Annotated in this window: 27 protein-coding genes and 1 pseudogene; 17 read left to right on the top strand and 11 right to left on the bottom strand. The window is 36.8% G+C overall.

Annotated features, from left to right (window positions below; genetic code table 11):
- The first annotated feature begins 4 nt into the window (after positions 1–4).
- The 5 genes from argC (at position 5) to FTT92_RS03260 (ending at position 5,038) form a co-directional block, all read left to right on the top strand.
- Complete coding sequence (gene argC, locus FTT92_RS03280) at positions 5–1,057, top strand: N-acetyl-gamma-glutamyl-phosphate reductase (protein WP_180084340.1); 1,053 nt, start codon at positions 5–7, stop codon at positions 1,055–1,057.
- Positions 1,058–1,136: 79 nt separating this feature from the next.
- Complete coding sequence (locus FTT92_RS03275) at positions 1,137–1,886, top strand: hypothetical protein (protein WP_180171445.1); 750 nt, start codon at positions 1,137–1,139, stop codon at positions 1,884–1,886.
- 18 nt (positions 1,887–1,904) lie between these two features.
- Entirely contained in the window at positions 1,905–2,318 is a 414-nt protein-coding gene (clpS, locus tag FTT92_RS03270) for an ATP-dependent Clp protease adapter ClpS (RefSeq protein ID WP_078188641.1), read from the top strand.
- 12 nt (positions 2,319–2,330) lie between these two features.
- Positions 2,331–4,607, top strand: a complete 2,277-nt coding sequence (clpA, locus tag FTT92_RS03265) for an ATP-dependent Clp protease ATP-binding subunit ClpA (protein WP_078193466.1) — start codon at positions 2,331–2,333, stop codon at positions 4,605–4,607.
- Positions 4,608–4,684: 77 nt separating this feature from the next.
- Entirely contained in the window at positions 4,685–5,038 is a 354-nt protein-coding gene (locus FTT92_RS03260; RefSeq protein ID WP_180005569.1) for a YnfA family protein, read from the top strand.
- Between the two features lie 47 nt (positions 5,039–5,085).
- On the opposite strand, the gene FTT92_RS03255 is transcribed toward FTT92_RS03260, so the two are convergent.
- The 3 genes from FTT92_RS03255 to FTT92_RS03245 form a co-directional block, all read right to left on the bottom strand.
- Positions 5,086–5,562 (bottom strand): hypothetical protein, encoded by a 477-nt coding sequence (locus FTT92_RS03255; RefSeq protein ID WP_180171444.1) that lies wholly within the window; start codon positions 5,560–5,562, stop codon positions 5,086–5,088.
- A gap of 91 nt (positions 5,563–5,653) precedes the next feature.
- Complete coding sequence (gene argF, locus FTT92_RS03250; protein ID WP_078193464.1) at positions 5,654–6,574, bottom strand: ornithine carbamoyltransferase; 921 nt, start codon at positions 6,572–6,574, stop codon at positions 5,654–5,656.
- A gap of 112 nt (positions 6,575–6,686) precedes the next feature.
- Positions 6,687–7,340 (bottom strand): TetR/AcrR family transcriptional regulator, encoded by a 654-nt coding sequence (locus FTT92_RS03245; RefSeq protein WP_180171443.1) that lies wholly within the window; start codon positions 7,338–7,340, stop codon positions 6,687–6,689.
- A gap of 239 nt (positions 7,341–7,579) precedes the next feature.
- Between FTT92_RS03245 and prpB the strand changes: the two genes are divergently transcribed.
- On the top strand, positions 7,580–8,464 hold the full coding sequence (gene prpB / locus FTT92_RS03240) for a methylisocitrate lyase (RefSeq protein ID WP_180094557.1): 885 nt from the start codon (positions 7,580–7,582) through the stop codon (positions 8,462–8,464).
- 2 nt (positions 8,465–8,466) lie between these two features.
- Positions 8,467–9,603 carry a 2-methylcitrate synthase gene (prpC, locus tag FTT92_RS03235; RefSeq protein WP_078193462.1) on the top strand — a complete coding sequence of 379 codons (1,137 nt, stop codon included), beginning with the start codon at positions 8,467–8,469 and terminating at the stop codon, positions 9,601–9,603.
- A gap of 64 nt (positions 9,604–9,667) precedes the next feature.
- Here the strand turns inward: prpC and FTT92_RS03230 are convergent, their stop codons facing one another.
- Together FTT92_RS03230 and FTT92_RS03225 are read right to left on the bottom strand one after the other, a co-directional pair.
- Positions 9,668–10,285 carry an aminotransferase gene (locus FTT92_RS03230; protein ID WP_180171442.1) on the bottom strand — a complete coding sequence of 206 codons (618 nt, stop codon included), beginning with the start codon at positions 10,283–10,285 and terminating at the stop codon, positions 9,668–9,670.
- A gap of 78 nt (positions 10,286–10,363) precedes the next feature.
- Positions 10,364–10,840 (bottom strand): CinA family protein, encoded by a 477-nt coding sequence (locus FTT92_RS03225; RefSeq protein WP_180171441.1) that lies wholly within the window; start codon positions 10,838–10,840, stop codon positions 10,364–10,366.
- A 236-nt stretch (positions 10,841–11,076) separates the two neighbouring features.
- Between FTT92_RS03225 and FTT92_RS03220 the strand changes: the two genes are divergently transcribed.
- The 9 genes and pseudogenes from FTT92_RS03220 (at position 11,077) to FTT92_RS03180 (ending at position 16,160) form a co-directional block, all read left to right on the top strand.
- Positions 11,077–11,307, top strand: coding sequence for a hypothetical protein (locus FTT92_RS03220; protein WP_078190858.1), 231 nt, complete (start codon positions 11,077–11,079; stop codon positions 11,305–11,307).
- A gap of 1,220 nt (positions 11,308–12,527) precedes the next feature.
- Positions 12,528–12,737: a cold-shock protein gene (locus FTT92_RS03215; protein WP_180171440.1), complete on the top strand. Its 210-nt coding sequence runs from the start codon at positions 12,528–12,530 to the stop codon at positions 12,735–12,737.
- Between the two features lie 933 nt (positions 12,738–13,670).
- Positions 13,671–13,892 carry a transposase gene (locus FTT92_RS03210; RefSeq protein ID WP_067766975.1) on the top strand — a complete coding sequence of 74 codons (222 nt, stop codon included), beginning with the start codon at positions 13,671–13,673 and terminating at the stop codon, positions 13,890–13,892.
- A 125-nt stretch (positions 13,893–14,017) separates the two neighbouring features.
- Positions 14,018–14,233 carry a cold-shock protein gene (locus FTT92_RS03205; protein ID WP_180171439.1) on the top strand — a complete coding sequence of 72 codons (216 nt, stop codon included), beginning with the start codon at positions 14,018–14,020 and terminating at the stop codon, positions 14,231–14,233.
- Between the two features lie 3 nt (positions 14,234–14,236).
- Positions 14,237–14,449, top strand: a complete 213-nt coding sequence (locus FTT92_RS03200) for a hypothetical protein (RefSeq protein WP_078193454.1) — start codon at positions 14,237–14,239, stop codon at positions 14,447–14,449.
- 54 nt (positions 14,450–14,503) lie between these two features.
- Positions 14,504–14,848: pseudogene (locus FTT92_RS03195) on the top strand (hypothetical protein); the annotation flags it as partial.
- A gap of 169 nt (positions 14,849–15,017) precedes the next feature.
- The gene (locus FTT92_RS03190; protein WP_078193453.1) at positions 15,018–15,287 is read left to right on the top strand and encodes a hypothetical protein; all 270 of its coding nucleotides are present in this window, start codon (positions 15,018–15,020) and stop codon (positions 15,285–15,287) included.
- Between the two features lie 363 nt (positions 15,288–15,650).
- Positions 15,651–15,860: a cold-shock protein gene (locus FTT92_RS03185; protein ID WP_180115730.1), complete on the top strand. Its 210-nt coding sequence runs from the start codon at positions 15,651–15,653 to the stop codon at positions 15,858–15,860.
- Between the two features lie 144 nt (positions 15,861–16,004).
- Positions 16,005–16,160, top strand: coding sequence for a hypothetical protein (locus FTT92_RS03180; protein WP_180171438.1), 156 nt, complete (start codon positions 16,005–16,007; stop codon positions 16,158–16,160).
- A 480-nt stretch (positions 16,161–16,640) separates the two neighbouring features.
- Here FTT92_RS03180 and FTT92_RS03175 read toward each other — a convergent pair whose 3' ends face one another.
- The gene (locus FTT92_RS03175; protein WP_078193451.1) at positions 16,641–16,874 is read right to left on the bottom strand and encodes a DUF2171 domain-containing protein; all 234 of its coding nucleotides are present in this window, start codon (positions 16,872–16,874) and stop codon (positions 16,641–16,643) included.
- 175 nt (positions 16,875–17,049) lie between these two features.
- Positions 17,050–17,610, bottom strand: coding sequence for a lipocalin family protein (locus tag FTT92_RS03170; protein ID WP_078190805.1), 561 nt, complete (start codon positions 17,608–17,610; stop codon positions 17,050–17,052).
- A gap of 525 nt (positions 17,611–18,135) precedes the next feature.
- On the opposite strand from FTT92_RS03170, the gene FTT92_RS03165 reads away from it, so the two are divergent.
- Positions 18,136–20,106: a choline BCCT transporter BetT gene (locus FTT92_RS03165; RefSeq protein WP_180171437.1), complete on the top strand. Its 1,971-nt coding sequence runs from the start codon at positions 18,136–18,138 to the stop codon at positions 20,104–20,106.
- Positions 20,107–20,151: 45 nt separating this feature from the next.
- Here FTT92_RS03165 and FTT92_RS03160 read toward each other — a convergent pair whose 3' ends face one another.
- The 4 genes from FTT92_RS03160 to FTT92_RS03145 form a co-directional block, all read right to left on the bottom strand.
- Positions 20,152–22,230 carry a catalase gene (locus FTT92_RS03160; protein ID WP_180171436.1) on the bottom strand — a complete coding sequence of 693 codons (2,079 nt, stop codon included), beginning with the start codon at positions 22,228–22,230 and terminating at the stop codon, positions 20,152–20,154.
- A 127-nt stretch (positions 22,231–22,357) separates the two neighbouring features.
- Positions 22,358–23,053: a DUF421 domain-containing protein gene (locus FTT92_RS03155; protein WP_180171435.1), complete on the bottom strand. Its 696-nt coding sequence runs from the start codon at positions 23,051–23,053 to the stop codon at positions 22,358–22,360.
- Between the two features lie 43 nt (positions 23,054–23,096).
- Complete coding sequence (locus tag FTT92_RS03150) at positions 23,097–23,393, bottom strand: hypothetical protein (protein WP_078193446.1); 297 nt, start codon at positions 23,391–23,393, stop codon at positions 23,097–23,099.
- An 84-nt stretch (positions 23,394–23,477) separates the two neighbouring features.
- On the bottom strand, positions 23,478–23,819 hold the full coding sequence (locus FTT92_RS03145) for a hypothetical protein (protein WP_180171434.1): 342 nt from the start codon (positions 23,817–23,819) through the stop codon (positions 23,478–23,480).
- Positions 23,820–23,882: the final 63 nt, after the last annotated feature.

Below are 23,882 nucleotides of genomic sequence, written 5' to 3'. Positions count from 1 at the left end.
GGTAATGAGCGTGATTTCAGTAGGTATTGTCGGCGGTACAGGTTACACAGGTGTTGAATTACTGCGTATTTTACTGCGACACCCAAATGCGGAAGTGAAAGTTTTAACTTCGCGTACTGAAAATGGCCGCCGTGTGGATGATATGTTCCCAAGCTTGCGTGGACATACAGACCTTTGCTATTCAGATCTAAATATTGAAGAACTAAAACAATGTGACGTTGTATTTTTTGCGACGCCGCATGGTGTAGCAATGAAGCATGCAGAAGAATTGGTCGCTGCAAATACGAAAGTGATCGATTTGGCAGCAGACTTCCGCTTGCAAGACTTAGCTCAATTTGAGAAATGGTATGGTTTAGACCATGCCTGTCCAGAGCTATTAAAAGATTCAGTTTATGGTTTGTCTGAATTAAACCGTGAAAAAATTCAAAAGGCTTCAGTGATTGGTAACCCAGGTTGTTACCCAACAACTGTTCAGCTCGGTTTAGCGCCAGTATTAAAAGCCGAAGGATTAGTGAAACCTGAAAGCATTATTATTGATGCAAAATCAGGTGTGTCTGGTGCAGGTCGTAAAGCCAGCCTAGGTATGATCTATTCTGAAAATGCAGATAACTTTAAAGCATATGGTGTAGCGGGTCACCGTCATCATCCCGAAATAGTAGAAGCCTTAGAAAATATTTCAGGTCAAAAAGGTGTGTTTAACGAAATTTTATTCGTACCGCATTTAGTACCGATGATTCGTGGCATGCTCAGCACTATCTATATTGATTTGACAGACGCAGGTGCTTCTGCGGATTTACAAAGCATATATGAACAGTTCTATGCCAATGAGCAGTTTGTAGATGTGATGCCTGCAGGTAGCTCACCTGAAACACGTACTGTGCGTGGTGCGAACCAATTACGTATTGCGATTTGCAAGCCTCAACCGAAAAAATTGGTGATTTTGGTGGCTCAAGACAACTTGGTGAAAGGTGCTGCAGGCCAAGCCGTACAAAATATGAACTTGATGTTTAGTTTTGCTGAAAATGCAGGACTTCAAGGCATTGGTTTATTACCATAAGAAACGATTTAAAACTTCACACACATTTAAAACTGGATTTAAATGTGTGCCTTGAGTGAACTAAAAATAAGAGATGACGATGTCGAATACAGAATCTAATTTCAAGTCAGAACCTGAAAACAGTGAAAAAACGCCTTTTATGAAGACGAATATGCCACTGGCGATTGGTGCAGTTGTACTTGCATTGAGCAGCGGTTTGCTCGGATATAGTATCGGTCATCGTCAGGGCTTAACTGTGGTCGGTTATGATGCAGATGCAGAGCAACTTGTTGATGTGGTGCAAAAGCAAAAAACTGAATTAGCAGGCCTGAATAAAAGTTTGAATGCGGCAATTCAAGAGCGTGATGTCGCTGTAAGTAATTCAAATGATTTATATTTGGCTGTTAAAAAAGCACGTGACGATCAAGAATTAACCGGTAATTTAGGTGTTTTGTATCGTGAAGTATTGCGCCAACGTGGTGGTATGCCTCTTGCAGTACAACATTTAGCGATTAAACCGTTACCTGAAAATGCGTATGAATACCAACTAGATCTTGTTCAAGTTAGCCCGTCAAAAAGTAATGTATCTGGAAGTGTTGAGCTGCGTCTAATTAAGGGCACAGAAGTACTTGCAGTGCCTTTAGAGGACAAAAACTTTAACTTTGGCGAAAGTGAACGACTCACTGGACGTTGGACCATGCCAAAAGGCTTTAGTCCAGACTTTATTGAAGTGCGTTTAACAGGTTCTAAACCAGTTATTCGCCGTTTTAGCTGGTCGAAAGGTCAGCCTGTTGAAAATCAATCTGCCTTCCTTTCAGAAATTCCTCAAACTGAAGCAAGTGCAAACTAAGTGTGAAACCTAAATCCTATGCGAACCAATAAGCGTCAAACGTGTTTATCTGACATTAAAAATTCATTTTACCAATCTGGTTTAGTGGACTGGCATCTAAACCCGACTCTCAGCCAAGGTACGCAGGATGATGGTGATTCAGACATTCAAGTATTGACTGCGCCACCTGAGTTAAAGCGTCCTCCTATGTATGCTGTCGTTTTAATGAACGATGATTACACCCCAATGGACTTTGTAATTGAAATTTTACAACAATACTTTGCTTTGAATCTTGACCAAGCCACTCAAGTAATGCTAACTGTACATTATGAAGGAAAGGGTGTTGCAGGGGTTTATCCGCGAGACATCGCAGAGACTAAAGCAAATCAGGTCAATAATTACGCTCGGTCGCAAAGTCATCCATTACTTTGTCAGATTGAGCCAAAAGATTAATAAGGGGATTACATGCTCAGTCGTCAATTAGAAGTATCACTACGTTTGGCTGTCAGCATGGCTCGTCAAAAGAGACATGAATTTTTGACGGTAGAACATTTATTATTGGCTTTACTGGATAATGATTCCGCTGTTAATGCATTGAAAGCATGTGGCGCAGACATTATTGTGCTTCGCAAAGAACTTGAAGAATACGTAGAACAACATACCCCTAAGCTTGGCGAAAATAGCGATCAAGCACCACATCCTACAGAAAGTTTTGATCGCATTTTGCAACGTGCAATTTTCCATGTGCAATCGAGTGGTAATGACCGCACTGTAGAAGGTGCAGACATTTTAGTTGCGATGTATTCAGAGCGTGATTCATTTGCGGTGTATTTACTTAAACGCCATCAAATCAACCGTTTGACATTAACGCAGTATTTGTCACATGGCACACGTAAAGATGAAGTTCAAGCCGAAGAAGAAATCGAAGAGCTCGATGGTGAAAGCACCACGTCTTCAAATTCTGGCCCATTAGAGCTATATACGACCAATCTCAATGTTGAAGCTCAAAAAGGCAAAACAGATCCACTAATTGGTCGTGAAAAAGAGATTGAACGTACAGCTCAAATTCTATGCCGCCGTCGTAAAAACAACCCGCTTTTGGTAGGTGACCCAGGTGTAGGTAAAACTTCTATTGCTGAAGGTTTGGCTTGGCTCATTGTAAATGGTAAAGCTCCTAAACCGCTTGAAAATGCAGAAGTATTTAGTTTAGACATTGGTGCTTTAGTTGCAGGAACTAAATACCGTGGTGATTTTGAAAAGCGTTTAAAACAACTGTTAAATGCATTGAAGAAAAAGCCCGAAGCAATTTTATTTATTGATGAAATTCATATGATCATCGGTGCAGGCTCAAGTATGGGCAGCACGATGGATGCATCGAACCTCATCAAACCAGCTTTGGCGAATGGTACTTTACGTTGTATCGGTTCAACGACTTTCCAAGAATACCGTCAAGTTTTTGAAAAAGATCATGCATTATCTCGTCGTTTCCAAAAAATTGATGTCAATGAACCATCTATTTCAGAAACGATTGATATTCTGCGTGGCTTAAAAGGCAAATTTGAAGAATTCCATCATGTGAAATACGAAGATCAAGCGTTGGTTTCTGCGGTAGAACTATCTGCGAAATTTATCAATGATCGTTTCTTGCCTGATAAAGCTATTGATGTGATTGATGAGGCGGGTGCACAGCGTCGTTTAAAAGCTGAGCAAGATGATACAGTCATTTCAGTTGAAAACATTGAAGATATCGTTTCGAAAATTGCGCGTATTCCACCAAAAACTGTCTCTAAAGATGACAAGAGCGTTCTTGAAAATCTAGAGCGTGATCTGAAACGTGTGGTGTTTGGTCAAGATGAAGCGATTGAAGCGCTTGCATCTGCGATTAAATTATCTCGTGCAGGTCTTAAAGCACCAGATAAGCCAGTGGGTAATTTTGTCTTTGCTGGTCCTACAGGTGTGGGTAAAACTGAAGTCACTAAGCAATTGGCAAAATTATTAGGCGTTGAACTTGTACGTTTCGATATGTCGGAATACATGGAACGTCATGCCGTATCTCGTTTAATTGGTGCGCCTCCGGGTTATGTAGGTTTTGATCAAGGTGGTTTGTTGACCGACGCGATTCATAAGAATCCGCATTGCGTACTTTTACTAGACGAAATTGAGAAAGCACATCCAGATGTCTTTAATTTGTTATTACAAATTATGGATCATGGTTCATTAACGGATAACAATGGTCGTAAGTCTGACTTCCGTAACGTCGTGTTAGTGCTGACTACCAATATTGGTGCAGAATCAATTTCACGTGTGAGCATTGGTTTCATGGATCAAGATAACAGTAATGATAACCAAGACGCGATGAAAAAAGCCTTCTCTCCGGAGTTCCGTAACCGCTTAGATGGTGTTATTCAATTTAAAGCATTGCCAACAACTGTCATTGAAAGTGTGGTTGATAAGTTTTTAACAGAGCTTCAGGCACAGTTAGATGACAAAAAAGTGGTTCTTGAGGTTGACCAAGATGCACGCGAATGGATGGCAGAGCAAGGATACGATCGCTTGATGGGCGCTCGTCCAATGCAGCGTTTAATTCAAGAGCATTTGAAGAAACCGCTTGCTGAAATGATTTTGTTTGGCGAGCTTGCGGAACATGGCGGTAATGTTGGTGTTTCAGTGAAGAAAGAAAATGGCAAAGCTGTGGGCTTAAAACTCGAAGTGTTTGAAGACCAAACCGCTGAACCTGCTTAAGTAATTTAATTAACGAAAAACCCGTGCTTGCACGGGTTTTTTATATTTATTCGACGCTAGATTTGGGTTTCTCAATGATGGACATACCATTAACAAAAGTGCTGACCACATTTGGTTTATTTGCACTGACAGCACTGATGGAAATTTTAGGCTGTTACTTCCCATATTTGATTTTAAATCAGAAAAAATCGCAGTGGTTATGGATTCCAACAGCGCTTGCATTGGCTGCATTTGTTTGGTTATTGACGTTGCATCCAGCAGCTTCGGGTCGTATCTATGCAGCCTATGGCGGAATCTACATTTTCTCTGCATTGCTGTGGTTGCGTTTTGTCGATCACGTAGTTCTAACACGTTGGGATATGCTAGGTGGCGTCATTGTGTTGGTGGGCGCAGCTGTGATTGTATTACAGCCTCAAGGTTTAATTCGTTAAGTTAAACAATGCAAAAGTTAAACCAAGAGCTGTAAGAAATTAGATATTTATTTAAATTTGCACTCTGTATTTTTAATGATAATTTCGTATTGATTGCTACCCGAGCTTAGATCCATTTCAATTTTATATGGATTAACACGTTGAAATTGATGCTCGAATAGTAATTCACAGTTTTGGAGTGAATTATGCTTGATGAGTTGCTTCACCTTATGTTCACCGACTGATTGTTCAAATTGCGCAAAATCAGGGGTGGTGATAATACCATCAATTTCAATCTTATCCGCTTCCATTTCCATTTTTTCCATCAACATATTCTGATCAACTTGATAGGGAAGAGTGCGTGAATCTTCATCACTAATGGCAGCCAGTATTTCGTTTAAAGCTGTTTTATTTTTAATTTTAAAATTGCTATCTAAAATCTGATTTTTCACCAAGTATTGATCTAATTCACTTGGTTCACCAGCAAAGCTAAAAGTAGATAAGCTCAATCCAAGAGCCAATAAGCAAATATTTTTTAAACGCATAATCTTAATCACTTATAAAAGTTATGGTTTTATTAAAGCATGCAAAAACAAAAAAAGCACCCGAAGGTGCTTCATTTATCTAAGTAAAACCTTAGTCTTTTTTAAGATTTTCGTTAATTAAGAATTCAACAAGTGCTTTTTGTGCATGTAAGCGATTTTCAGCTTCATCCCAAACCACAGCATTTTTGTGGTCAAGCATATTTTCAGAAATTTCTTCGCCACGATGCGCAGGTAAGCAGTGCATAAATAGGCAGTCAGCGTGAGCAAGATCCATCAGGCGTTCATTCACTTGATAATCAGCAAACGCTTTTTCACGAATTTTTTGCTCTTCTTCTTGGCCCATACTTGCCCAAACATCTGTAACGATTAAATCTGCATTAACTGCAGCATCTTCGGCAGAATCAACAAGTTCCACACAGTGTGCAAATTCAGATAGAAATTCTGCTTTAGGTTCATAGCCCTTAGGTGCAGCGATTTTTAATTTAAAGCCCCACATATGAGCAGCTTCAATATATGAGTTACACATATTGTTGCCATCACCAATCCAAGCAACCGTTTTACCTTCAATAGAACCACGGTGTTCAACAAATGTTTGAACATCGGCAAGTAATTGGCAAGGGTGGTGATCATCTGTTAATGCATTGATGACAGGAACTTTTGAATAAGAAGCAAAGCGTTCAACAATGTCATGACCAAAAGTACGAATCATCACAATATCAAGCATGCTTGAAATCACACGTGCAGAATCTTCTACTGGCTCGCCACGACCTAATTGAGAGTCGCGAGATGAAAGGAAAATTGCGCTACCACCAAATTGGCTCATTCCTGCTTCAAACGATACACGTGTACGGGTGCTCGATTTCTCAAAAATCATGCCCATGACTTTACCAACGAAAGGTTGGAAAACTTCATTGTTATGCTGTTTGCGCTTGAGTTCGATACCGCGCTGTACAATTTGGTTAAGTTCTAAAGTCGATAAATCGCGTAAAGTTAGAAAGTGACGTAGAGCCATTGTTACTCCACAATAATTGCTGAATCAAAAAACAAAACAACAATTAGTTGTTGGTTGGTTAGAGAAAAAGGAATCGATTAATATACTATAAGAGAGGTAAAATGCAAAAAATCTAGCGCTTTTGGTGACCGTCTAGGAAACGATCGACGCAATAACTGATGTAATTGATGGTTTCTTGATCATTTTCGTCAATGCTGATGCCCATGAGAACGCGCCATTCTAAATTTCGCAAAATTCCAAAATAAAATTGAGCCGAAAATAGTGGGTTTTCACAATACAGCAAACCGTGTTGATGTGCTTTATACAAAATTTCTGCAACGGTGTTCTGAATTTGTTTTGGGCCTTGCTCATGAATATAACGTGCTATTTCAGGATTACGTCCTGTTTGTTCTAAGACTAACCGCATAAATGCCGCATTTTCAGGCATCACGATATGCTGATGAAAGTCACTTAAAGTATTGATGAGATAAGCACGAATATCGGTGTCAGGGCTCACCGTAAATGGTAGGCAAATATCTTTGAAAAATAAGCAGCGACGATAGTCACAAATGGCCTTAAATAATCCGTCTTTATTACCAAAATATTTATAGATTGACGCTTTTGAACCACCTGCATGATTCACGATGTCATCTAATGAAACTGCATCAAAACCACGTTTTAAAAAAAGCTCCGTAGCACTTTCTAAAAGCGCAACACATCGTTCATGTCCGCGCCGCGTTTGTGGCTGGTCATGCGTTAAAGGTTCAATGTGTATTAAATCTTGCATAAAGTGATAATATTTAACAAAAAAAGATCTGAGCTGACGATAATTATAGCAAAAAAATCAGTTCTTTTCTGCTTTGCTCATAAATAAGGGATCTTTGACTAAAGAATAACAACAGATAGGTGACAAGTGAAATATTTGACTAAAGTTTTAGAGTTAATATTCTACAAAGCCATAGAGTTGGAAAAAAATATGGATATACTCAAACTTCGAAAATTAAAGTAAATGCCGTGGAAAGGAATATGACACAACAAACGTCTGCAGGCTTAAGATTTAGACAAGCATTGGAAATCGAAAAACCATTACAAATCATTGGCACAGTAAATGCCTATGCAGCAATGATGGCAAAAGAAGTTGGCTATAAAGCCATATATTTATCTGGTGCAGGTGTTGCGAACTATTCATATGGTTTACCTGACTTAGGCATGACCAGTTTAGACAATGTTTTGGAAGATGTTCGTCGTATTACTGAACGTGTAGATACACCATTACTTGTCGATATCGATACAGGTTGGGGCGGTGCATTTAATATTGCTCGTACTGTGAAACAAATGATTGCTGCGGGTGCAGCAGCGGTTCATATCGAAGACCAAGTCGCGCAAAAACGCTGTGGACACCGTCCGAACAAAGAAATTGTGACGCAGCAGGAAATGGTTGACCGTATTAAAGCGGCTGTCGATGCAAAAACTGATTCAAACTTTGTAGTGATGGCACGTACAGATGCTTTGCAAAAAGAAGGTTTGCAAGCAGTGATTGACCGTGCATGTGCATGTGTAGAAGCCGGTGCTGATGCGATCTTTGCTGAAGCAATGACTGATATTACCATGTACAAAACTGTCTGCGATGCAGTCGGTGTCCCTGTACTGGCAAACATTACAGAGTTTGGTGATACCCCTTACTACACCAAAGAAGAACTAGGTGAGCAAGGCATTTCAATGGTGCTTTACCCATTATCACCAACACGTGCAATGCAAAAAGCGGCACTAGAAGTAATGCATGCGATCCGCAATGACGGTACACAAGTCAATGTACTGGATAAAATGCAACAACGAAAAGAACTCTATCAATTCCTCGATTATCACACTTTTGAAAACACCTTAGATAAATTGTTCACTGAAGGAAAATAAAAATGGCTGAAGGAAAAGTACTCACGGGCGCAGGACTGCGCGGACAAGTAGCTGGTAAAACTGCATTGTCAACTGTAGGCAAAAGTGGTGCGGGCTTAACCTATCGTGGTTATGACGTTCAAGACTTGGCAGAAAACTGTCAGTTTGAAGAAGTTGCGTATCTCATTTTCTTTGGTGAATTGCCAACAACAGAACAACTAGCAGCATACAAAGCCAAACTCAAATCATTGCGTCAATTGCCGCAAGCATTGAAAGAAGTATTAGAACGTATTCCTGCTGACTCACACCCAATGGATGTGATGCGTACAGGCGTTTCAATGTTAGGTAACCTTGAAACTGAAAAATCATTCGATGAACAACAAGATGTTGCAGATCGTATTTTGGCAACGCTTCCTGCGATCATCTGCTACTGGTATCGCTTCAGCCATGATGGCGTACGTGTAGAAGAAAACACCGATGATGATTCAATCGGTGCTCAATTCTTACATTTACTGCGTGGCGAAAAACCAAATGAATTGCATGAGCAAGTGATGAACGTATCACTGATTCTCTATGCAGAGCATGAGTTTAACGCTTCAACATTTACAGCACGTGTATGTGCATCAACATTGTCGGATATGCATTCATGCATCACAGGTGCAATTGGTTCACTTCGTGGCCCATTACATGGCGGTGCAAACGAAGCTGCAATGGAAATGATTGAAAACTGGACGTCTCCAGAAGAAGCTGAGCGAGAAATGCTAGGCAAACTTGAGCGTAAAGAAAAGATCATGGGCTTTGGTCATGCGATTTACAAAGATAACGATCCACGTAATGGCATTATCAAGAAATGGTCTGAACGCCTAGCAAAAGACGTCGGTGATACTGTACTTTATCCTGTATCAGTGCGCTGTGAAGAAGTGATGTGGCGTGAGAAGAAATTATTCTGTAATGCTGATTTCTTCCATGCATCTGCATATCATTTCATGGATATTGCAACCAAGTTGTTCACGCCAATCTTTGTAATGTCACGTGTAACAGGTTGGGCTGCGCATGTAATGGAGCAGCGTGCGGACAATCGTATTATTCGCCCAAGTGCGGACTATACAGGTCCGGAATTACGTAAAGTTGTGCCAATTGCAGAGCGTTCTGCAGCATAATTTTAAGTGTAATAAAAAAGCCTCAAAAGAGGCTTTTTTATTATTTGTTATTTAATTTAACAATCTATTTGGTTAGTAAAACTGGATCTTCAACGCTATATCCTGTTTCAAATGGAATCCCTAGATATTTAACAGTTACTAAATAAAAAGGCTTTTGCACTACACGATAAGTTTTAGAGATTTTTAAACCTTCTTTATAGGTCTCAGCCTTTTGTACAGCGCTTTTATACTGCGAATTTTTAACACGATATTGATAGGTCCATTTATCAATGGTTTCAGTGGGGTCATACCATGATTTTGCAGTGCCATTCATGGTTGTTAATACCTGTATTCGAGCATTATTGTTATTTACTGGTGTTAATTTGACTAAACGTTTTTTTATTTTCGCGATTTCTTTATTAAACTGGGTGCTGTCTTGATCGTAATCAATCCGTTTTGTCTTTGGATTAATATACAAAGACTTCACTGTAATTAATTGCGTCGGTTTTTTGCTATCTAATTGATAATAATATAATTGTGGTAAACGACCACGACCATCTTCAAAATGACGCATTAAATAGATTTTTTGGTCTTTTTTATCAAAACCTAAAACCTCAATGGTTTGAGGGCCGCCTACCGTCGCGAAAGCAGAGCAGGAAAGTAGGGTGCTAATTGCGAATGCATTGAAATGACGTAGCTGCATTTTCTTGTCCTGATAAGTAAATTCCTCAATACAGTATGCGATGCAAAATGATATTTAAATATGAAGATTATGTATGTTTTATTCTGCATTTAAGATGTCTAATACACTGTGAGCAACATTTTCAGTTAACTGCTCTAAGCGTTCTAAAGCCGTACCCAAAATAAAATAATGATAATTATAGATACGACCATCATGTAAAATTGAAATATAAAATGTTCCTTCGGGTTTTTCTACGGTTGCACTGCCACCGGGTTTGAGTAATCCAGTGCAGGCCACCACGAAGTCCGCATGTAAAAATAGTTGTTGTCCTTGCTCAGCCATCGCTTGAGTCACTTCTGCGGATTCGGCCGTAAATTTTTCTATTAGTAAAGGATCTACTTTTAAAATTTCACGTTTGATCGATGGATCATAGCTCACTAGTCCACCTAATAAGATATCTGCACCACTATTCTTATAAATTGAAAATTGACTACATAAATAACCAGAGCTTGCACTCTCGATAAACGCGATGGTCATGGATTTTTGTTCTAAAGCATCGCAACACTGTTTAAGCACGTGCTTACCCCAAAGTAGAATGGTGAATGATCATTAGTATTCTTAAAATTTTAGCATTGATTTCGCTCGTCTGTAATTTCACTAAAAGTCTAAGTTGGTACTGTGTGTGTTGTGGAATTCACGAAAATAGCGTGATTGTTTAGAAGCTGTACGAAAATATGAAATAAAGGTTTCTTCGGAAGGAAAACGATGTTAAAACTTAAAATAAAGAGCGTAACAAAAGTAGGTTTATTTCAATGAAAACGACTGTTAAATATGTAGTATTAAAAAGCCTAGACTATCAATTGGGCACGCCACTTTTTCAAGAAGAATTAGACGCAGATAGCCTGTATTTTGATCAAATTCCGGCTGTAATTCAGTATCAAAATCATCAATTCAAAGTGAAAAGCAAAGAGTTAAAGCGTGTTTATTTGGCGGAAGAAAATGAAGACATGCAAACCATTATTGTGAAAGTACTTGCCGTTTAATTTCGATCAATTTGTAGTATTAAAAATACAGTTCTCATTGAGTTGGGAGCTGTTTTTTTTGTATTTGACAGACTCAAATTTATATATAAATCTAGATTTAAAGGAGATATGTATTTTTAATGACCACTTGATCGTGTCGTCTTCGCTATTCGACTAACAGCTATTTAATCCCCCAGATATTATTTAGTATAATTTATCTGTTTTTTCATGGGGGGAAGAAATGATGGACTTATTTAAATTTCTAAAAAGCTTTAATACAACGGGCACTTATCTTTTAATTTCAACGATTTCGCTAGTATGCTTAGTTGTGTATTTCTATTTTATTAATCCAAAATGATCTAAGTTGGTTACCAACATCTTTGGCTTTAAATAAAAAGCTTAGTAAATAAAACTACATAATTAAATTTTTTATCAAAAATATTGATATAAATTTTTGAATAAATTTAAAATAGAGCTGATGGTTTTAATTCATTTGTGTATGGGTAAAGCCAAAACGATAGCAAAGTTTTTCTGTGCAAGATGTTATGAAAGAAGAAGCGCCACGTACGAAAGATTTTGGACGTAGGTTTGTTCATCTAGGAATTATATTGCGGAATAAGACCTTACCGGTAGGTTTGTGCAACAAAGCCTTTAACGATATAAAAACTTTAATTTTTTAAAATTGTAAAAAAATAACTTTTAAGACTTTTAGGTTATGTATTTTAATTAAACTTAACAATGGTTTAGCTAGATATTTAAAATGGATAAAATTAATATCTTTAATTTACATTAATTTTTTATTTTTTGAACTATTTCGCACTTTTTAAATTTATACAATTTAGTTAGATTTATAGAACAACAATTCTATATCGAGCAATCAAAATGCCCAATCTATATGATCATAATGTTTTAAGGCAGATCTATGATTTTATAGTCGAACGGGAAGGATTCGAAAAATTAACACCCTATAACCAAGCTATGGAGTTTTTCAAAGAACTTTCTCAAGGAGATCAATCGGACGTCATACAAACGGAGCCAAATATCCTTTATGGAAAATTTGGGAGCATATCTAAAATCAATCTTAGATTAGTACCCTTATTTCGAGAAAAGGATAAGTTCTTAAAATGGGCTTATGAGCAACTAAACTAACTAAATAACTTACTAAGTATTGCTAAAGAGTATGAAATACTAAGTATTACTAAAGAGTATGAAATAACAAACTCAAACATTAGGAATAAAAAATGACTAACAATGCCAGTGGTATAGTGAAATGGTTCAATGAAGGTAAGGGATTTGGATTTATACAATCTGATAGTGGTGAAGATTTATTTGCACACTACAGTGAAATAAACATGAGCGGCTATAAAGCACTTAAAGAAGGCCAGCGTGTACAAATTGAAATTACTCAAGGAAAAAAAGGCCGACAAGCTAGCAATATCACAGTTGTGTAAGGCAACTGTGTTGGGTTGTTAACCGCAGTTAATAAACATAAAAATTTAGCCGTAAAAATTTTTTTGAGCTTTGTTCACATGGGTACAAGCTTCAAAATACTTATTACAATATTTTTCTTTAGTTTAATCGTTATTTGCTTTGTAGTTCATACGGAAAACAAGGAAATAAGGTTAAGTGAAATGAAACGATTGGTTAAATAATATTTTATGTTATTAAATTTAAATAATTAATTTAATATATCAAGGGCCATTAAAATGTTACAACTTATAAAATGTATGATTAGTATACATAGTGAGATGGTTACACGAAAGTGCTTTGATGGAAATTTAATTTTTTTGTCAGAGTTGTTTAAAAGTAAAGAAATAACGACTCAAAATAATTTAAAGTTTCAGAAAATCCCGCTAGGAAGTAGCGGGATTTTTTTGTTGACTATATGACAGACAAAGTACAGGCAAAACACGACTTAGAAATTTACATAAAGTATTGCAATGATTATCACACAAATATTGGATAGCTAGCAGGAAGAGAATATAAAAATCACAAATATAAATAAAATTGAAATAAGGTTAGGTGAATATTAATATATCTGATATAGTGTGTTTGATCGAATCCGTAAGCGGAACGGTAGTGTTTGAGTTGTTAACGGAATTGCGTATTCCCTCCATTCTGATGTTCAAGCATCAAATTCAAACAGTTAACGCATAGCATGAATTCGCATCATGCCGATCAAGGGAGGCCTGCAGCTATCCGTGGGTTTTCCTTAAATCATATTTTTAAGATAATGATTTAATTTTTATATCTTTTCTTAAATTTCATAGCTACTGTAAATATCATAAGTTTAAATTTTTCTTAAGTGAACAATCTCCAAAATTAAAGTTGGTTTTATTTTTAATACTATTCTGTTTACAAAAGCTCATTATATGAGTCAATAAATGAACATATCTAACGGCTGGACTACTGCTTCAGCAACTAACGGCGATGAAATTCGTGTGAATATTATTCCGTTAAAAAAAATTCAAAGCAATTTGAATGGTAAAACTTTAGTTGAAGTTGCTAAACAAGTTGTCCTAGAGTCAGGACAAAAGCTAACTTTAAATATTGATGGTAAATCTTTTTATACAGAACTAAATAAACTATATAAATTGTATTTTTAAACTCTCACTCTTAAACCTGAACAACTTAGAGCTAAAATTTTTTAATTAAATTATTTATAAATTAATTATTTATTTTCTTAATTTTTTCAAGAACTCTATATTAAATATTATTAAAGGAAATTATTATGTCAAATTTAACTACAGGCACTGTTAAGTGGTTTAACGATACTAAAGGCTTCGGTTTCATCGCGGCTGATAACGGCGAAGAAGTTTTTGCTCATTTTTCTCAAATCATTTCAGGTGGTTTCAAATCACTTGCTGAAGGTCAGCGTGTACAATTTAGCGTATCAAGAGGTCAACGTGGTTTCCAAGCGAGTGAAATCGTTGGGATTGATGGCTAATACATGGAAACTTTATTAAACAAAGTAATGTTAGATGTGGTTGATCAACATGGCGCTGTCTATACACTAGAAGCTATGTGCGAAAAGTCATCTGATGAGCCAAATAGTTTTGGGGATTGCGTCCGTTATCTAAATATAGATGATGAAATAATTAAGCCTAGCTTTGATATGCATTTCTACAGTGATAAAACTGGAAAAATATTTAAGTTATTTTAATTTTTACATGCAATTAAATTAACCTCCTCCGGGAGGTTTTTTATTGGGTGAAATATGGAGCCTGATGTATATAAAGCGCTAACCAAAAAGATACGTCCCAAAAAGAAACCACGCACCAGGCCTTTACCTAAAGCCAGTGAAAAATACTTAGAAGCATTCGAGAGGTTAAAAGAAATATTAGACCGGATGGAAATGAAGTATGAGGAGTACTTTCATTTCAAAAGTACCAAACATTGGCGTTTTGATTTACACCTCATCGAACATCGCATGCTAATTGAAATAGCAACTGGTCCATGGTCTGGAGGTCGCAAGGGTAAACTAGCAACAAAGGCTTGGAGTATGGATCGTTATGACCATGCTGAAGAATTGGGGTATCGATTTCACAGATTTGAACTTGCAGATATCAATATGGGGCGGGCAAAGGCCTGACTAAAAGCTTAAAAAAAACATGAGTTATCTTAAATTAGATATTTCAAAGCATATTGTTTCAGGATGTTAGATTACTTTAATTTTCTCATAATAACCGTTAGTTTGGGATTCCAACCTTAACAATTATGAGAAGAAAGTCATGAATAAAAATTTTGAATTACATGTTTTAAGCCAGATTTATGATTTTCTGATAGAGCGAACTGAACATTCACAGCAAGGTTTGCATAACAAGGTTCTGGAGTTTTTCAAAGAACTTAATTTAGGTAATGACAATGATTTTGAAATTGTTGATCCTAAAAAGATTGCGGGTAAATTTGGAGCAGTGAGTTTTATTCACTTAATCAATGTACCAAACTTTCATGATAAAGATAAATTTTTAAAATGGGCATACACGCAGTTGAATCGATAGTTTATATTAATTAGCTTTAAAGATATATTTTGAATACATATTTTGATTAAAGTGCTTTATAATTTACTGGCTCATATCAGCGCAAATGAATTGGGTGAAGCCCCACATGTATATGTGGGGCTTTTTTCATTCAATTTATGGAAAGTGTGAATGATCGAATATTACAATCTATATCTGATTATTACCTTAATATGAGAGAAATTTATCACTTTTGTGCGTAATTGCGAAATAAAACAAGAACTTGATTCACATAGATCTAACAGTTGTATCCTCATATTTAAGGATTATTGGTTATATTGAATATGCTTGTTAATTAATATTTACAGCAATTTCTAAACTTATAATTACTTAAAGGAAATATGAATGTCTAATTTAACAAACGGGACAGTGAAGTGGTTCAACGGTACAAAAGGTTTTGGATTTATTGCTTCCGATACTGGTGAAGAATTATTTGCACACTATAGTGAAGTACGAATCGATGGCTATAAAATACTAGAGGAAGGTCAGCGCGTAATGTTTGAAATTACAAATGGCAAGAAAGGCAAGCAAGCCAGCAATATCCAAATTCTCTAAAAAAATATTTACTAAACATGTAATGACATGTCATGTCTTGACCCGTCAATAATTGACGGGTTTTTGTCATTAATTGCCATTAAGTTTTAATATTTAAATGCTTAATTTAATTAAATGAAAACTACATGATAAGAGCAATAAAAAATGGCCTTTACAAGACTACAAGTACTGATTGGCGGACTAATTATAAGTGTGTTGATTTCTTCTGTGTGGATTTACCATGAAAAGAAGAAACAACGACGGGAAGAAATTCAAAAAATCATCATCGAAGCTAGAGCAGGATTAAGTCACGCTCAATAATAGGAGCTAAACTTATGGAATACTTTAGACCATTCCCACCTTTAGAACTAATTGATCAGGCTGAGGAGGAGGAGGACGCTATACGTCTAGCGCCAGCACAAGAATTACTGGCCTGCGTGAAATTTAATTATTTGTATGTAGGGATAACTTCATAATCTAGACAATCATTAATTTATGAAAATCTTTATTTAAGGACTTTCTTATTATTTATCTCATCAATGATTTTCATAAATTTACACAGTAATCGTCATGCTTTGTTAGTGTAGAGTTTTAACACATATATAGGCCTAAAGTATGAAAACGTTAGCCATTATAAGCGTGGTATTCGTATTGGGGCTGGTAGGTTGCCAGCAAAAAGACAGCAATGAAAATGAAGAGACGACAACACCTCATACATTAGATAAAGACTAACTTCCTCCAATGATTATTACAGCAGATATGAAAAAACCCTCATTAAGAGGGTTTTTTAGGATTAGGGTTTTAAGCTTCAATCCAATTATCTTTAACTTCTTGAGAGTCTTTAGTCAGTACAATTTTATTGTCTGTAATTTCACCAACCCATGAAACTGGAATTAAGTGGTGATGACCATCACCATGCTTAGTCAGTTTAATTTGATCCGAACCTTGCAAGTGGTCTACTTCACCAACTTTAGTCCCACATGAAGCAATTACATCTGCATGGCTCTTAATATTTTCAACATTAATAGTAGTCATTAGAATATTATCCTATTTCAATGTGAGTGAGCATTCAGCCTATAGTAAATAGACGCTGATATCAGGGATTGAAATAGAAGGGATACAAAGGGCCTTATATTCTTACGTTCATGGCCAGATAAATTACATTGTATTATTTAGAAATAAGTCCCCATGATGGGGACTTATTGGATTATTACTTATGCTTAGTCTTAATCAGATCTGATAAATCAAAACCGATGGATTTTGCATAATCTAAGTATTCATCAACTGTGGCCTGGTCAGGGTTAGCAGTTCTGCTGAGTACCCAAAGATATTTTTTATTTGGTGACCCAACTAATGCAGTTTGATAGTCATCATCAATTTTTAGAACCCAATAATCACCACGGCCTACTGGCAACCAACGAATTGCTTTTGGTAAAAAGCTCACTTTAAGTTTCGAGTTGGCTGGCGCATTCTGAACATATGCTTCACCAATTGATTGGTTAAGTTTGCCGTCTGCACTATAGCAACTATTATCTACTTTCACGTTACCATTTTCATTTAAAGAATATTTAGCAGTGACGTTGTAATCACATTTGTTCTGGAAATATAGCGGCTTACGTGCAATTTCATGCCATGTACCAAGATATTTATTTAAATCTACCTTTGATACCGCTTGGACTTCCGTAGTGTTTGCATTTGCAGTTGAGAGCATTGAACCAGCTATAAGTACTGCACCACCAGCTAAAAGGAGCTTACGGGTTTTTGAATTCATGTTATAAGCCTACTTTAATTTGAAAGTGAATTAATTACTATAAATTGCTTTTAAGGTCATTTTGTTTTTTTATGTATTAAGTATTTGATCTTTAATCATTGTTTAACTTTTCAAGTTTTATTAATCCTTTTACTACCATTTTTAACAGATAAAATAATATTACTTATATAAGCCCAAAAACTAAGTGAAAAAATGCTTACATTAAGCAAAATTATAATTACTTTCTAAGAACTCACTTACTTCTAAAGCACTTCAAGAGAGTATTGAATAAGAAAATTAATTGACGAAATAAATAGTTTAGTAATGGTCTTAATTTGCTTTACTACTTAATATTGGATTATATATCTAAAAATATGATAACATGCTCAAACTCTAAACAACGGCTTTGAACGAGTCAGCTTTAAATTTTCAAACGAAAATGAAAATGCCAGCACTTTTCAATAAAAGCCTGTTTCTTTCGCAAGTAGCGGATATCTCTTTGATCAATTTAGATCTGTCTTACAAATAAAACGGAATAGGGAAGGTATGTCTTCATTGAAACCGTCATGGTATTCCAATGTGAATCCAAATGTGTTTATTAGCACAGTTGTTATTATCGGCATTTTTATTGCCATTGTATTTTTAGCTCCCAATGCTTTTGATTTAATAACTAAACAACTGAATCAATGGGTTACAAACTCATTCAGTTGGTTCTATGTACTATCTGTAGCCATTTTTCTCTTAGTGCTTATTTATATTGCCTGTTCAAATATGGGTAAAATTAAACTTGGTTTAGACCATAGCCAGCCAAAGTTTAGTAATAGCTCTTGGTTCGCTATGCTATTTACAGCTGGTATGGGCATTGGCTTAATGTTCTTCGGTGTCGCGGAACCAGTGATGCACTATGTTTCACCTCCAACTGGTGAGCCTGAAACAATTCAATCAGCGCAGCAAGCCATGCGTGTAACATTCTTTCATTGGGGACTTCATGCTTGGGCAATTTACACAATTGTGGGCTTAGCTTTAGCTTACTTTGCATATAGACATAATCTACCTCTTAAGATTCGCTCTGCTTTATATCCTCTTATTGGAAAGAAAATTTATGGTCCAATTGGTGATGGTGTGGATACTTTTGCGACCATCGGTACAGTATTTGGTGTCGCAACAACATTAGGTTTTGGTGTAACCCAAATTAACTCTGGCTTAAATTATTTATTCGGAATTGAATATTCAACGACGACGCAGCTTATTTTAATTGTCATTGTTACAGCTATGGCATCTTTATCTGTATTTATAGGCTTAGACAAGGGTATTAAACGATTATCAGAGATTAATCTGGGCTTAGCTTTAGTGCTGTTGCTATTTGTATTTTTTGCTAGTTCAAGCATTTTTATATTGCAAACGACTATCCAAAACACGGGGCAATACATTTCAAATTTGTTCAATATGACCTTTAATTTATATGCCTACCAGTCTGATGGTTGGATCGGTGGTTGGACAATTATGTACTGGGCATGGTGGATTTCATGGTCGCCATTCGTAGGTATGTTTATTGCGCGTGTGTCTGAAGGACGTACTATTCGTGAGTTTATTGTAGGGGTTTTACTTATTCCAACAGGCTTCACGCTGATCTGGATGGGAGTCATGGGGAATGCTGCACTCTATAGTATTTTAAACGAAGCGAACACCTCGCTGATTTCTGCAGTGCAACGAGATTCATCCGTTGCATTATTTGAATATTTAGGGACCTTGCCATTCTCAGGTGTGATGAGTTTTGTGGCGACCATTCTGGTCATGTTGTTTTTTGTGACATCGGCAGACTCTGGGGCTTTAGTTACAGACTATCTAACTGCAAAATCTGAAAACTCTCCAACTTGGCAGCGATTGTTTTGGACAACGTTAATGGCTGTACTTGCGATTGTTTTGTTGTTTGCAGGAGGTTTAGGAGCTTTGCAATCTGCAACAATGTTGAGTGCATTACCATTCACCTTCGTAATGCTTTTAATTTGCTGGGGCTTAGTCAAGGCTCTACATTTAGATGCAACCAAGATGCAAGCATTACAGGATGCACGTATTACACCTAGAGCAATTCATAATCCAAGAAGTTGGCAGCAACGTTTAGGATTGATTATGCATTATCCGCATACACGTGAAGAAGTTGAACAGTATATTGATACAACGGTAAGCCAGGCATTTTCAAATCTACAGAAAGAGTTTAAGCGTCGTCATTTAGATGTGACGGTAAACACGATAGATGATGGCTTGCAGCTACGTGTAAACCATCAAGATGAGATTAACTTTATCTACCAAGTGGTTGTCCAAGAAAAAAATACACCAAGCTTTATGATTGATTCAGCAGAAATTACGCAAGATTATCAAGCTGAAGTATTTTTGAGAGAAGGTGGTCAAAATTATGACATCATCGAATGGACGCAAGAAGATATTTTGCAAGATGTTATTGATCAATACGAACGTCATCTACATTTTTTAAATCTAGTTCGAACCAAGAACCAATAGATAAAAAAACCGCCCAGAAGGGCGGTTTTTTTATTCTTAGTTAAATTAAGCAGGTATAGAAGCAACTTTATCTTCACGATCCCAATAACGGTGATTCTGTATCGTTGTTTTAAATTGATCACTGACATCTTTGAAACTTTGTGAAGTGAAAAGCGCAGCATCTTGAGTCAGATTAAGCTCTTTAATTAAAGCTTCTTTATCACCCAATAAAACTATAGGTTTTAGATGCTTAAATGTTTCCATTACATAATGTTTAGCTACACCATCATTCAGAAATTCATCTAGATTATCACCATCAATAACAACGACAGCATCGTAGGTAACCGAAGGTTCGCCATTCTGACGTCCATCAACTGCAATTTCTTTACCATCGTTAGATATCACCGGCGCGGCATTTGGTGCTAATACTTCTACTACAGCGCTTTCTGATTCGCCCCAAGTCTTAATTGCATCGATAGAGGAAGCATTAGCGCCGTTGTGCACCAACAGAGCAATTTTTCGTTGCTTAATATCAGATGCAGGGTATGCCAATGTACTTAAGTGACTAGATTTAGCGACGGTAGCTTTCTTAACCGATTTATTTTGCTTAGTCGGAGCATCTAACCCCAATTCCTTTGCTACAAATTGAGCTAAATCCAAGTCAATATTTGCAAGCACCTCATTTACAACTCGTTCCCTAATTTCAACAGCTTTCACTTTTGAGAGTTCAAATGCATAGGCATCCTTTATATGTTGCTGTTCGTGCTTAGCAAGACTTTGGTAATGCATGGTCGCTTGCGAGAAATAATCTGCGAAGCTTTCTGGTCTAATTCTTAACTTGCTGCCTTGGATTTGTTCAGGATGGGTCCGAAATGCATGCGGATCATTATTAGATTCTCTAGGCCAATTTTCATCTACAGAGTTAGGCTCATAATTCGCTTTACCTTTATAGACTTCATGGTTTGCATAGCCGCCACGTCGATTGGTATGGAAAGGGCAGACCGGTTTATTAATTGGAATTTGATTAAAGTTTGCAGTACCTAAACGGTGCAAATGGGTATCTGTATAGCTGAACAAACGACCTTGTAATAAAGGATCATTACTAAAATCAATTCCTGAAACAATATTGGCTGGACTGAAAGCAACTTGCTCTGTTTCAGCGAAGAAATCATCTGTATTTCGATTTAGAGTAAATTTACCTAGTGGAGTAATAGGTACGAGCTCTTCAGGTACCAGCTTTGTAGCATCTAAAACATCAAAGTCCCATTGAGCCGCTTCTTCTTCAGTAAAGATCTGTGCCCCTAATTCCCACTCAGGATAATTGCCACGTTCAATGGCATCCCATAGATCGCGACGATGGAAGTCGGGATCTTTACCATTAAGCTTTAAGGCCTCATCCCAAACGACTTGGGCAACACCTTGTTTCGGTGTCCAGTGGAATTTAACCAAATGCGCCTGATTTTCTTTATTGATTAATCTGAAGGTATGTACACCAAAACCTTGAATCGATCGTAAATTCCGTGGGATAGCACGATCTGACATCACCCAGGTTGTCATATGAGAGGCTTCGGTATTTAAAGAAATAAAATCCCAAAAAGTATCATGCGCAGATTGACCGGTTGGAACTTCATTCGGATCTTCAGGCTTTACAGCGTGGACAAAGTCAGGGAACTTGATTGCGTCCTGAATAAAAAATACAGGAATGTTATTACCGACTAAATCGTAGTTTCCATCTTCGGTATAAAATTTGATAGAAAATCCGCGTACATCACGGACTACATCAGCTGAGCCGCGTCCGCCTTGTACTGTAGAAATTCTGACAAAGATTGGTGTTGGATTTTGAGTATTAGTCAAAAATTTAGCCTTAGTCCATTTTTCGTTGCCTTCATAAGCTTCAAAATAACCATGCGCTCCAACACCACGAGCATGCACAACACGCTCAGGGATACGTTCACGGTCAAAGTGAATTAACTTATCTCGTAAGAGAAAATCTTCTAACAGAGTAGGACCAGTCTGATTTATTTTTAAACTGTTTTGATTGTCAGCTACAGGTACACCCAAAGATGAGGTCAGTGTTTTACCTTTAGGGTCTACATATGCCTCTTTTTCAAACTGATCAATTTTAGGATTATTTGATTTTTTCATGAGCTACATCCCTTTGTCTGATGTTATTTAGTACATGTGCTAGATAAGGTTTTGCTATTGCATAAAGCTAATATAGACAATAAAGATGCTCGGCAAATTTAAAGTAAAAAAATTGTCTATTTTGTGTTCAATCTGAGGGTTGAATAGAGTTGCTTTCACAATAAAAAGCAGATTCAGCCCAGCGGTCACATTTGCAGCGGGGGCACTGAGCATTTAGAGAACTAATAAATTGTGTTTGACCACACAGCATGCACGAATAGTATGTTTTAGAATCAAAACGCTGTGCTTTTTGGTAGTGATCAGGAAAAATTGGTAGTCCCCATTTAATATTATCCTTGGCATAAGGGATTACACTTAGACACCCATCTGTTTCAAGTAAGGCTGATTTGACTTGCCCTAAGTGTTCTATTTTGTTTTGCCTTAACTCAGCAAAAAATTCGTCATATGAATACTTTTCCTGTTTGATATCTTCAACAATCAATAAGCCATCTTTAACGATATACATTGGCCTACCTTCTAACATGGTTTCAAATGAATCTGATTTCATGATGAGGTATGTAGTTAATCTATAGAGAAGAATAATGACTGCAAATACAATGAGTGCTTGAATGATGGGGATATCATCATTAAACATGGGGTCGCCTGCTGCAGATCCCAAACTTAAAATAATAGCTAACTCAAATACTGAAAGTTGCCTGACACCTCTTTTACCTGAAAATCTTAAAAAAATAATAATTAAGATAAACATAATGATGCATCGGAAAATAATTTCCAATGCAAAGTTAAAAGAGGTGTCATGCAGAATTATTTTTATGAAGTCCATATTTGATACAATTTATTAATTCTAGTTTTACATACATACAGGGTTAAATTTTATCCCAAGCATCCTTAATTGCATGCTTAGCATGTTCCCATTTCAAGCGAGAATCTGCTTTAAACTCTTCCCATTTGGTTTGTAAATCCGGCTCAGAATCTTCGAAACGCGCATTTTCACCGTATAAATGACGTTCGCGCTCACCAAGCTCATAAGCTGACCTTAGATCACGGTCATAATCTATATCTGGCACTTCGCGTTGCAGATCCCCATAGTACGGTCTATTGGAGTAATCCGTGCGCCAGTCATGATGTATTGGATGTTCATTTTGATGGTCGTTCATAGTAATAACTCCGATAAATTATTTAATAAATTGCAAAAGTAGTGATCCCTGAGCTACTTCTGCAAATAAAAATTAATGTTGTTACTTTGACTATTGGTCTTGCAGATCATTCTGCTGGCGCTGCTGATCAGATTGTTGATTTTGTTGATGTTGGGGTTGCTGCTGTTGTTGCTGATCATTCTGCTGACGCTGTTGATCAGACTGCTGATTTTGTTGGCGTTGGGGTTGCTGCTGCTGTTGCTGACCATTCTGCTGGCGCTGCTGATCAGATTGTTGATTTTGTTGATGTTGGGGTTGCTGCTGTTGTTGCTGATCATTCTGCTGACGCTGTTGATCAGACTGCTGATTTTGTTGGTTTTGAGGTTTTTGAGTATCGCCACGTTGGTGCTGTAAGCGAGTATCATTATTTTGATCTTGGTTATAATTAGACATAATACTGTTCCTTTAAAGATTAATTAGATAATCTACTCAATTACAGTAGATCATTTATTATTA

It is taken from the genome of Acinetobacter sp. YH12023, from assembly GCF_013420135.1.
GTDB lineage: Bacteria > Pseudomonadota > Gammaproteobacteria > Pseudomonadales > Moraxellaceae > Acinetobacter > Acinetobacter amyesii.
The sequence above is the reverse complement of the archived record's forward strand: the minus strand, read 5'-3'. Positions and strand labels throughout refer to the sequence as shown.